This window comes from Allopontixanthobacter sediminis, from assembly GCF_009828115.1.
GTDB lineage: Bacteria > Pseudomonadota > Alphaproteobacteria > Sphingomonadales > Sphingomonadaceae > Allopontixanthobacter > Allopontixanthobacter sediminis.
The window spans coordinates 646671-658068 of record NZ_WTYL01000002.1 but is presented as its reverse complement, the minus strand read 5'-3'; the positions used below and the strand labels follow the sequence as shown (position 1 = coordinate 658068).

8 protein-coding genes and 1 pseudogene are annotated in these 11398 nt (G+C 54.4%); all 9 read left to right on the top strand.

Features of this window, described 5'->3' with window-relative positions; genetic code table 11:
• Positions 1 to 45: 45 nt before the first annotated feature.
• Positions 46 to 404: pseudogene (locus GRI65_RS15255) on the top strand (integrase core domain-containing protein); the annotation flags it as partial.
• Between the two features lie 798 nt (positions 405 to 1202).
• Positions 1203 to 1340 carry a hypothetical protein gene (locus tag GRI65_RS08885; protein ID WP_160756154.1) on the top strand — a complete coding sequence of 46 codons (138 nt, stop codon included), beginning with the start codon at positions 1203 to 1205 and terminating at the stop codon, positions 1338 to 1340.
• Positions 1341 to 1836: 496 nt separating this feature from the next.
• Positions 1837 to 3108, top strand: coding sequence for an HD-GYP domain-containing protein (locus GRI65_RS08880; RefSeq protein WP_269816304.1), 1272 nt, complete (start codon positions 1837 to 1839; stop codon positions 3106 to 3108).
• 286 nt (positions 3109 to 3394) lie between these two features.
• Positions 3395 to 5014 carry a putative bifunctional diguanylate cyclase/phosphodiesterase gene (locus GRI65_RS08875; protein ID WP_160756152.1) on the top strand — a complete coding sequence of 540 codons (1620 nt, stop codon included), beginning with the start codon at positions 3395 to 3397 and terminating at the stop codon, positions 5012 to 5014.
• A gap of 101 nt (positions 5015 to 5115) precedes the next feature.
• Positions 5116 to 5760, top strand: a complete 645-nt coding sequence (locus tag GRI65_RS08870; RefSeq protein WP_160756151.1) for a LysM peptidoglycan-binding domain-containing protein — start codon at positions 5116 to 5118, stop codon at positions 5758 to 5760.
• Between the two features lie 65 nt (positions 5761 to 5825).
• Positions 5826 to 7499 (top strand): protein kinase domain-containing protein, encoded by a 1674-nt coding sequence (locus GRI65_RS08865; protein ID WP_332872626.1) that lies wholly within the window; start codon positions 5826 to 5828, stop codon positions 7497 to 7499.
• A gap of 10 nt (positions 7500 to 7509) precedes the next feature.
• A complete protein-coding gene (locus GRI65_RS08860; protein ID WP_160756149.1) occupies positions 7510 to 8502 on the top strand; it encodes a type VI secretion system-associated FHA domain protein in 993 nt (330 codons plus the stop codon).
• Positions 8503 to 8567: 65 nt separating this feature from the next.
• Positions 8568 to 9272 (top strand): PP2C family protein-serine/threonine phosphatase, encoded by a 705-nt coding sequence (locus GRI65_RS08855; protein WP_332872625.1) that lies wholly within the window; start codon positions 8568 to 8570, stop codon positions 9270 to 9272.
• Between the two features lie 379 nt (positions 9273 to 9651).
• Positions 9652 to 11100 (top strand): DUF1593 domain-containing protein, encoded by a 1449-nt coding sequence (locus GRI65_RS08850; RefSeq protein ID WP_160756147.1) that lies wholly within the window; start codon positions 9652 to 9654, stop codon positions 11098 to 11100.
• Positions 11101 to 11398 lie beyond the last annotated feature (298 nt).

Sequence of the window (11398 nt, the reverse complement as noted above, 5' to 3'; positions counted from 1 at the left end):
CTACGTCACCGGATCGAGCGCCGCCAAAGCGGTCGGTGAAGACAGCATTACGTCGCGCCGGGCAAGCCGATGCAGAACGGCTTATGCGAGAGCTTTAACGGCCGGATGCGCGACGAACTGCTCAACGAGACATTGTTGCTCATGCCCGGGTCGAGATCGCCGCACGGTTGGATGACTAGAACCGGGAGAGAACACACTCATCCCTTGGCTACGAACCACCGGCGGCGTTCGCCGCCGACCTGCAAAAGCATTGGACTGCTTCGCTACGCCCTATGGCCTCCGCTAAGAAGCAGATTAGGTTGCACGATAGCCTGCAACGCGGCCTTGTTCTGATCAGAACCAAGATGATACGCGGCTATTCCAGTTCCGAGATGGTCGACCAAGACCGTATTTCGGCTTCGTAGAGTTGTAGCAATTGGTCGATTTCTAAGCACAAAGATTCGGGTAGGAAACGACCCGGGGGGCCCATACCGGCTCGGTCGCATGCACCAAGATTGTCGCGAACTGCGAATATCTCGTCCGGATCCGGCCGGCTTTCTGGCTCAGGAACTCGCTTCATATAATTGCCCCATGATCTGAGCCCGAAAATGTTCGAGGCACAAACTTAATACGCAAAATCTTTTTGCACGCGCTTGCTCCGGGTTAAACTTCCGTAGCAGCCGCAAAGTGGAAACGCATGACCCAAGGCACAAACAACTTGAAGTCGTAGCCATGGGTGACGTGAAGGCTTGACCATTGAGGCGGTATTCTAAACCAAATTTAGGCACCTGGCTTTTTCTAGATGCGGTCAGGCCGGATCGCACTGAAGCAAATGCTATGTCATAATCCCTATTGCGGTTGGACATCATCGCCGCTCGCTGCAGAACCTGGGGCCACAATCTAACACGATCAATCCGGGGACTTGCCCCCCGCTATGACAGGTCTTCCTAGTTATCCTGTATGCAAACGACCTTGTCCCCTCGCCTGATCATGTTTCAAACAGCGAGCATCGGACCTCCAGTCCGGTAATCGGTCCATCCGTAAATATACGAGGGTTTGAGCCTACGCGCGTTCACAACTACGCAAGCGCCGGACTTGTAATGAGGAGCCGAATGGTTGGTCCCATTCGATCCCTGGCCCCGTCTTCCAAAGGCGGGGCCACTTTTTGATCCGGCAGTTCAGATTTTTGATTGCCGCGTAGGCTTTGGAAGCAGGAGCACCACATGAACGAAATGCAGAAGCTCCAATATCGGATCAAGATCCTCGAGACTAATGTTGACGAGCTGCAGCAGCAGATTAACGAGGAAGCGAACAAGGGCGGTCGGCCCGCTCGCCAGATAAAAAGGCCTAAAGCCGACTAACGCTTCATAAATTCGAATGTTAGTGCTGCCCGCTTCACGAAGGCAAAGTCGAAGCATGGAATTTTAGCCGGAAAGCAAGCGAGGGCCGCTCTTGATTGCGAATAAAGCCAGAAATTTCGAATGGTAAAGTGCGTCCCGCAAAGGCGAATTATCCGCTGCAGGGCAGCTCTTGAGTGTTGGAACGAACCGTCGCGGCGGTGATAGCTATGGATAGCAGTTCGCGCGCTGAACCGGCTCTGACCCTCCGAGACTTCAGGGAGTCCTAAACATCGCGCGTTTGCCATACGCTGATCCGTTGCTGAGAAACTGGCAAACAGCACACCTGCACCCGCATCTAGGTTAAACTACCTAGACCGCCGTACCGAAAATGCAGCACTTCCGCTTGATACGACACCACACCCTGGACCGCAAATCGTAGATCCTGGAAAACCGGTCCAGGCGCAATGGGATAGTTTCAAAAACACCGTCTTCGGATTTCAAACCTGAGTACGACAAGATGCCGCAAAAAATCTCATGCGATCAGGTCAAGAGCGGAATGTATATCCTTAAATTCGGCGGATCGTGGTTCGATCATCCGTTTTGGCGCGCGAAATTCCTAATTGAGACGGAAGACGATGTCATGCGCGTGCGTGAGTCAGGGGTACCGTATGTCATGATCGATGAGAAGCGCGGCATTCCTGCCGACGAACCTCCAAGGATAATTTCGGCCCCGCCGCTTCGGCATCAGAGATCCAATAACGCGATTCCAAGCAAAAAGGCAGTTCGCGGGTCCGAATTGAAAGGTGACGAAACCCGGGTGGCTGAATATCGCCGCGCGACAGCTTTGGTGTCTCGGTCCAAGACAAGGATCGCTGGCGTTTTTGACGAAGCCTTAAGCGGGTCTGCTATCGACATTGAGGCAGTTGCTTCCATAGTCGATGAGATCAGGCAGTCAGTGGCACATAGCCCTCAGGCTCTGCTAGGCGTCACTCGGCTTAAAAATAAGGACGATTACACGTATCTCCATTCTATTTCCGTTTGCATGCTAATGGTAACAGTTGCCCAGCATCTGGAAATGAACCACTCCGACATACGCGACCTTGGTCTTGCCGGTCTTTTGCATGACATCGGAAAGTTGAGTATCGCCGACCATATCCTGAACAAGCCAGGCCAGTTAACCGACGAAGAGTTCGATAATGTCCGCGGACATCCCGAACAGGGCTATAGATTGTTATCTAGAACGCCCGACATAAGCGAAACCGCTTTGGACGTCTGTCGCCACCACCATGAAAAGGTCGACGGAACCGGGTATCCCTTTTCACTTAATTCCAACTCGATTTCCTTTGCCGCTCGACTCGGTGCTATTTGCGACGTCTTTGATGCGCTGACTTCAAACCGCGCTTACAAACAGGCATGGACCCCAGAAAAAGCGATCTGCGAAATGTGGGGTTGGAACGGGCATTTCGACAGCGAGATATTGTTCCATTTCATGCAAGCCCTTGGGATATTTCCACCAGGCATGCTCATCAGGTTGAGCAGCAATCGGTTGGCCATCGTTCTCGAGCAAAAACCATGGCGTAGAGGGGCGCATGCGCTTATCTTTTATTCAGTGACTGAATCGATGTTTCTGAAACCGAAAGCCGTCATGATTAGCAAGAACTACGATTGCGAGACTGTCGTTTCCGCAGAAGACCCGGACGATTGGGGCTTCAGCGATTGGCAGGGATTACGGGAACGACTTGCGCCAGGAGTGGTAGTCCTGACAGCAATGGAAGGTGCAGACCTTTAGACATCGACGCAATAGCAAGGCTTGAGGTGTTTTAAAGTTCGTTCAGCGCATCAGGATCGCACAATTCCGTGTCGACAGAAGGCTGAGATTCAGGCCTACGTCGGTCCACTATCTCGAATTCAGGAGCCAGACTATGCCTTATTATCCCGGCTAAACCGGAATTATCTTCTCGGCAACTCCGCGCGCAAGAATTCCGCCCGCCTGCTAACCATGCGTGGGTTCAGTGGCAGCCTCTTTTCCGACTCTTGTTTACTTCATGGTATCACTTCAACCCTAAGCGGTTGGTATGCAAACAAGTTTCTTGCAGAGAATGGCCCACCTTACCGCCGGTTACGCGCCCTTCTTCCTGGCCGCGGGCGCGGGCTTAGTAATCGGAACTTTCAACTTGGTCCCGGAAGGATTTGCCAGCAAATTGCTCGCAGTCCTGATGATCGTATTTGCAGCATTCCTGTATTGGCATCACCGCCGCGGAAAGGAAATCGCGCAATTCGCACAACGTCTTGATGGGCTCGAAGTTACGTCGCCAAACGTCCCTCCAATGGCCAGATTGCGTGCATCTGTCGCGACCGCCGAACGACGGTTGCTCGAACTCAGCGCACGAACGATTGACCGACATGGAGTGACGGGCCTTCCAACACGTGAAGTACTACTGAGCAAAATGGCCGACGATTGTGCAGGGACGATCGGGGTTATCTCGTTTGCCGATTTCAACCGCTTATGCGCCTTTGATCCTGCGTTGGCAGACAGAGCCCTGATACAATTTGCGGGCAGGATTACCCGAATGGTCGGTCGAGATTCTTTGGTGGCCCATGTAGACCGATCCGATTTTGTTCTTTGGTTTGGCCCAGATGAAGCATCACCGGATGTCAGGGCGCGATTGATTGCGATTTGCTACGCGCTTAGCGAAATGCTCGCTGACGAATGCTTGGACTTGATCCCGGAAACCCGAGTTTATCAAGCCGCCTATCTTACAACAAGCGAGCAGCCCTCACACGCGCTTTCCCGCGCCTTGGCCGCATGCGCGTCTGGAACGAGGGTCAACTCTGCAAAGAGTGCTGAGCTGTCTGTAGACCAAGTACGCGAGGATTATGGTCTAGAACAAGATCTGCGTACCGCGTTGGCGCAGAACGAGTTTGAGCTGCTCTACCAACCTCAAATCGACGCTTATTCGGGCCGTGTCTGCGGCGCAGAGGCGCTACTTCGATGGAACAACCCTTTGCGGGGCGTAATATCGCCGAACAAGTTTGTGCCCTTACTCGAGAGTACCGGTTTGATTGGCGATGTTGGTATCTGGGCACTTAATGCAGCTTGCCGGGAAGCACGTACTTGGCAATCCCGAGAATCAGGAACCATCAGTATTGCAGTCAACATATCCAGCTGTCAGCTAGAAAGTGGGGATCTTGCCGTCCGCATCGAGCGAATACTCGAATTGCACGAACTTCCCGCGAGAGCGATTGAAATCGAACTCACCGAAACCGTGGCGGCGGCTGACCTCGGGCGGGCGGCAGAATTTTTCCAGAACCTGCGGTCAAAAGGTATCAGTAGTGCGATCGACGATTTCGGGACAGGCTTCTCAAGCCTGTCTTCGCTGCGGTCACTCTCGTTTGACAAGATCAAGATTGACCGGGAATTTGTGAGTGAAGTCGACCGGCGAAGCGACAGCCAGGCAATCTGCCAAAGCATTATCGCACTCGCGCGTGGGCTGGGCATCCGCGTTCTAGCCGAAGGAGTGGAGAGACAGGAGGAATACTTGTGGTTGCGCAAGCACGGCTGCAACGAGTTCCAAGGCTATTATTTTTCCAAGCCGCTAAGCAGCAGCGAGATAGGCCCCTTCTTTAGCCATAAATCCGCTTTGGCTGCACTCCTAGCACCTGAACGAGCCTACTCCCAAATAGCATCCAACTAAGGGTTCGCACCATGAGCATACGACTAACTTCATCGCGTCATTTCGTTTCGATCCTCGCAGCGTTGGCCTTAACGGCTTGTGCGTCAACACCCGGTGCCGAGATGTCAATTACATCCACGGCTACGGCACCGCGCGGCGACGTTGACGGGGTTCAGGCCCTGTTGATGCAGGGCGACATTAAGGGTGGCAAGAAGCAGCTCAAGTCGCTTTTGAAGGTCTATCCGATGGACCCGCGATTAATGCTCCTGCAACAGTCTATCTCCGAGAACCCGACCGAGCTGCTCGGGCCGGCCAGTTATTCTTATACGGTTCGCGGCTCCGACACGATAGAAGGGTTGGCTGAGCGTCTTCTCGGGAACAAGCTGAAAGCTTATCAACTTGCGCGCTACAATCGCCTGAAGACGCCGGCGGTGCTCGTAAGGGGGCAGATCCTCCGGATCCCCGGGGGGAGCTCTGTCCGCGAAAGCGCTCCTGCAGTTGTACGCAAAGCTCAACCTGTACGGTCCCCAGAAACTAGCGCCTCACCGGTAAGCAAAGAGGCTTCTGCTCCGCCAAAGCCTGCTGCTCAGCCGGCAGCTGCAAGCAGAGCACGTTCCGCAGGCTTAGCGGCTCTTAATCGCGGGGCGGTAAACGAAGCGATCAGGCAACTTCAACGTGCCCACTCGCTCGATCCAGATAACGAACAAATATTTTCGGATCTCCAACGAGCGAAGCGAATTGCGAGCACCGTCCGGAGCCGCCGCTAGATGGGATAAAGAGTACCTTAACTAACCTCTGTTACCATCTCAATTTCAAGGAGTTAGGTGACACCGTGCAGATTTTGGGACGCTATCGGATTGACGCGCGACTAGGCGAAGGAGCCATGGCTGACGTCTATCGGGCTTATGACCCGGACATCGGGCGCGTAGTTGCAATCAAGGCCCTCAAGGCCGAGTATCGCAGTGACAGCGAATTTAGTGCTCGGTTCGTACGGGAGGCGCGTGCTGCAGGTGCTCTTCACCATCCAAACATTGCTACGATCTTCGATGTAGGGGAGGCAGATGGCATACCTTACATTGCAATGGAGTTGGTCGAAGGACAGCCGCTTGACCAAGTCCTGCAAGCGTCTGGTCGGATACCGTGCAAGCGGCTCTTGCGCTTAGCGATCCAGTTGAGCGATGCTTTGGCATTTGCCCATGCGCAGGGGATCGTCCACCGCGACGTCAAGCCATCAAATATCCTTCTTTCCGGCGACGGGAATACTGCCAAGCTTCTCGACTTTGGTGTTGCACGGATAGGTTCGGGCGGCAACGACGGCTCGGAAGAGCGTTATCTGGCGCGGACCCAAGCCGGTCAGGTCATTGGTACTCCGCGCTACATGAGCCCCGAACAAGCGTTGGGCTTGGCCGTGGATAATCGTTCGGACCTATTTTCGCTCGGCGCTGTACTCTATGAAATGACGACCGGAAAGACCGCATTCGGATCGACCGGTTTAGCGACATTGGCAATACAAATTGCGCAAGAAAGGGTCGCGCCGATCGACCAGTTCACGGCCGATTGTCCCAAGGGTGTGGGCCAGATAATTGAAAAGCTGCTCGCCAAGAAGCCAGATCAGCGATTTGCCGATGGTTGCCAGGTGTCGAAGGCTCTGGCGCATGAACTTTCAGCTCTGTCGGACGAAGATACAACCAGCCCCAAGGGACTGTCGATATCGTTTAAGTTGCCGCTGGCATTGGTCAGTATCACGCTCATCACCCTAGTGTTTGCAATATCCGCAACCCTCGCGCGTCAGGAAAAAATTCTCGAAAAGATGGCCACAACATCCGGGGACATGGTCGCCAAGTTTGTTAGCAACAACATCGCGGTAATGATGGCGGATAACGCGGGACTGCCACCTAGCGAGCAGGACTGGTCACCGCTGCAGGCGTTTGTCACCACGGCGGCCCTTGATGAAGGGGTTCGCGGTGTCGTCGTAAGCGATGCCAGCGGCATTATCAGGGCAGCTACAGATCGTAAGCTTGTCGGACAACAATACACAAAGCCTTTAGACGAAACGGTGCTTTCAGCAGAAGGCGGTCTGTCGGTAACCAACGCCTCTGATGCCAATGATCTTCGATTCACTCGGCCTATCCAATACGCTGGCGCTAATTTTGGATCGGTTGATTTGTTGCTGCCGCGCGACGATCTCGACGCGGCTATGGCAAAGTCGCACAACGACATGATGATCTTGGCCTCGATCATAATCCTTGTCGTTTGGGCAATAAGCTACCTAAGCGGTGCGCTGGTGACGAGACCGCTGCGCCGACTGATGCAAAGCTTTGATGCGGCGCCAAAGCGTGATTTCGCCATGCGCATTTCGCACAAGAGGCGTGACGAATTCGGCATATTGTTCGACAGCTTCAACCGGATGACGGAAGCGGCTGAAGAGCGCATCAATATAACGCCAACAGTACCGCAATCGATGGATGCAACGCGCGTTCAAATAGCGCCGCGCAAGGCTGCTTGAGGGACCCGCCATGTACCTTCTCCAACTGTTTGACAGCGATAACGCGGTACAGCCCCTCGACGCACGGATGCTTAGGGACGGTGCCATCCTCTTGGGGCGCGATACGAGTTGTGACTGGGTTATTTCGGATCCCGATAGAGCATTATCACGAGAGCACTGCGAAATTGCCGTGACGATGGACGGCCTGATTGTTCGGGCGATCGGCGCTAACGGAGTGTTCGACGGGTCCAGCGGGGATCGTCTGCCTGATATGGTCGACACATTTACACCAGTTCCTTTCAGCTTAACGTTAGGACGTTTTCGCATTGTAGCCAGTCTTGCGCCGGGCATAGATGGAGAGATGGACACCGGCAGAACCCTCGTTTTATCACCGCCGCTGGGAACTTCGAGCCAAGTCCCAACCGAATGGTGCGACGGGCAAGCTGCACCGCGGCTGTCAGGGGAATCACTTCTCGAAGCATTTTGCCGGGGGGCAGGTTTGGATGCTTCGATGCTTTCCAGCGAGGATCCAGGGGAAGTCATGGAGCGCGCCGGTGCGACATATCGCCAGATGGTTATCGGTATCGCTGACTTGATGATGGAAAGGGATAGAGCGCGCGGTCGATTTGATCTTAGCCGAACCACTATTGCCGGAGCAGGCAATAATCCGTTCAAGTGGGCTCCCACTCAGCGACTAGCGATCGACCTCTTGCTTGATGGCGAACGTGGGTTCCTTTCAGGGCCCGCAGCAATAACAAACTCACTAAAATTGATAAAGCAGCACCTGATCGCCAGTTTTGCCGGTTTCCACGCGGCGCTTAAGACCGCCGTCAAGGCCTTTGACGGGGCAGAACTGGACAATTCGATCGACACGAAAGCGAGCTTGCTGAAAAGCCGGGCGACCCTTCGAATGGCTCAAGTAGAGGCGCGCTATGCGGATCTTTCCGAGCAGCTTGGCGGTGCGGCGGGCTCGCTGGATCGAGCATTCGTCAAAGCGTACGCTGCCTCCGAGAAGTCAGAATGAGTATCCCTGACCGACAAAGTTCGCGGACATGTCTCATCAAACTGAGCAAGCCAGGATATACTTCGGTGTCGCGCACGCACGTGGGTCATGTTCGCAAGATAAACGAAGATAGAATTCTCGACCGGTCAGATCGCGGTCTCTGGGCCGTGGCAGACGGGATGGGCGGTCACCTGGGAGGTGATGTTGCGGCAGAGATGGTTATTAGTGAACTACGGGCTCTGGCAGATGGGATGGTCCCCGTAAGTGACCAAGCAATAAAGATCGCCTTGGATCGAGCGAACGAGAAAATCCTCGAATATGGTGAAGTTGTCGGGGGAATGGTTGGTTCGACAATCGTCGGCCTGCATATTGACGGGGATCGTGCCAATTTGTTTTGGGCCGGCGACAGCCGCGCCTACTTGTTTCAAGGTTCGCGTTATCGTCAGCTTACTAAAGATCACAGCGTGGTGCAGGAACTCGTAGACGCGGGAGCTATCGATCAGAAGTTCGCCGCCGGGCACCCGCAAGCCAATGTGATCACCCGTGCGCTTGGCGTGGATGCAACTCTCCAAATTGACTTCACTTTACAGGCAATCGAGCCAGGCGACGTCTTCCTCCTGTGCTCGGACGGCCTTAACAGCGCACTTGAGGGTTGCGAGAAAGAAGAACGCGACTTCGAAAATGATGGGGCGATGGCTGATCGGATCCTGCAAGAGGCGCTGGCCCTCGACGGTAGCGATAATATCAGCCTGGTGCTGATAAGTATCGCAAGTCGCGGTGGCGCAATATGACAAAGATCGCGTTCAGGTAGTTTGATTGATCGGGGCACGCGGGAGTCCGAACAGGCGATATTCGGCGCCTGCGAGGCGAACAGTTGCCCTTCTAAGACTCTCTCGACCACAATCCATTCATGAGTGAGAAAGTCGGCACAGAGAGACAATGGCGTAAGCTCGCATTTGCTGGTTTATTAGCCTTATGTCTTGAGGCTGCAGTGTGAATTCCGAACCGCCGGCGGACAGGTTCGAGATGCTGAGCGATAGTTAAGCGCGCTTTCAATTTTAACGTTGTATTCTGGACGCGGTATTGAAACCAATTCAAAAAGTGACGCGCGTCTCTTTCAACTGCATATCGGGTTGAATACAATTGCGACGTGCTCTGAAGGGTTCATGCATGAACGTGCCTCTAAGAAAGATGATTGCCGTCGTATCTCTGCCGCTCGCACTGTTGGGAATGCCAGTGCTTGCGCAATCCTCAGGAGCGCAATCTCGTGTGTTTGTGCTTACCGATATCGAGGCAGATCCGGATGATACTCAGAGCCTCATCCGTCTGCTGCTTTATGCCAATGAGATCGACGTCGAAGGGATGGTTGCCACAACATCAGTCCATAAGCGCACTTCGGTGTCACCAGAGTCATTACATCAGGTGTTGCAGCACTACGCTTCAGTACTGCCCAATCTTAGGCAGCACGACCCGCACTATCCCGCAGTGGAAGAACTTGTCGCCACGATTTCTGCCGCCCAGCCTGTTTATGGGATGGGCGGCGTAGGCCCTCGGATGGATTCGCAAGGTTCTGCGGCGCTGCTACGCCAGATCGAACGCGAAGATGACCGACCCCTGTGGATCGCGGTGTGGGGCGGCGCGAACACGCTGGCGCAAGCGCTCTACCGCCTGCGTGAGCGCCATTCGCCTGAGGTTCTCGCTGACATCGTAGCTAGGCTGAGAGTATATGCGATCTCCGATCAGGATGATGCTGGCCCGTGGGTCAGAAAAAACTTCCCCAAACTGTTCTACATTGTCAGCCCGGGCGATAATTATGCCGCATCGACATGGATCGGGATCAATTCGGTTATCGGAGGGATCGACAACACCACCATTAGCAACCGCTGGCTGGCGGAAAATATTCAACAAGGCCACGGCCCGCTTGGAGCAGCCTATCCTGATGTCGCATGGGGAATGGAAGGCGATACCCCAACTTTCTTGTCGTTAATCCCAAACGGTCTGAACGTGCCCGACCGGCCGGACTGGGGCGGATGGGGCGGGCGATATGAATTGCGGTTACCCCCGTCCTTGCCTGCCGATACCGCTAACGCCGGGGGCGGTTTGAATTTCCACCCGGAAACGCGGCCTATTTGGACCGATACCTACGATGCGTATGGACCTCCCAAGCGGCCTGAATTCAACCGGTCGATTACTCGCGGAGAGGTGGTGGACACCAGCGCGAAGGCAACCGTGTGGCGCTGGCGCGACGCCTTTCAAAACGACTTCGCGGCGCGGATGGATTGGACCGTCCTGCCTTATGGAGAAGCCAATCATCCACCCGTTGTGAAAGTCAAACCCGCTGAAGGGCCTACTGTCCGATCAGGCGAAGGCATATGGGTCAGTGCTCGCGGGACCACTGATCCAGACGGCGATAGCCTGACATACTTTTGGTTTCACTATCCAGAAGCCGGTACGTATCGCGGCTCGGTTTCTGTCGGTACTGAAAACGCAGATGGCGTTTGGATCATAGCACCCGAGGTTACTCAGGAAGAAACCATTCATATTATACTTGCCGTGACCGACAAGGGCGCCCCGCCCCTAACCCGATACGCGCGTGTGATTGTCAAGGTGAAGCCTTAGGCTAAGAGCAAATCGCAAACTCTTGGGCCAACAGAACTTTTGGCCACTACAATGCCTGTGCCGCCACGCACCCGCATCGGCCTTGATAGATCAGCGTATCCCTCGCGATTACTCTGCAAAGCGGACGCGTTTACCAAATTGATCATATTGCCTGTCGGCAACGATCCAAGTGAGCCGACCGGGCAAGACCGTGTGATCTCCCCACTTGCTCATCAAGACGGATGTTTTGCAGCTAAGACTCCGTCGTGCCTTACGTTTTAGCAAACCTCGGAAGGTTCATTGCCGTCGAACCATTCGT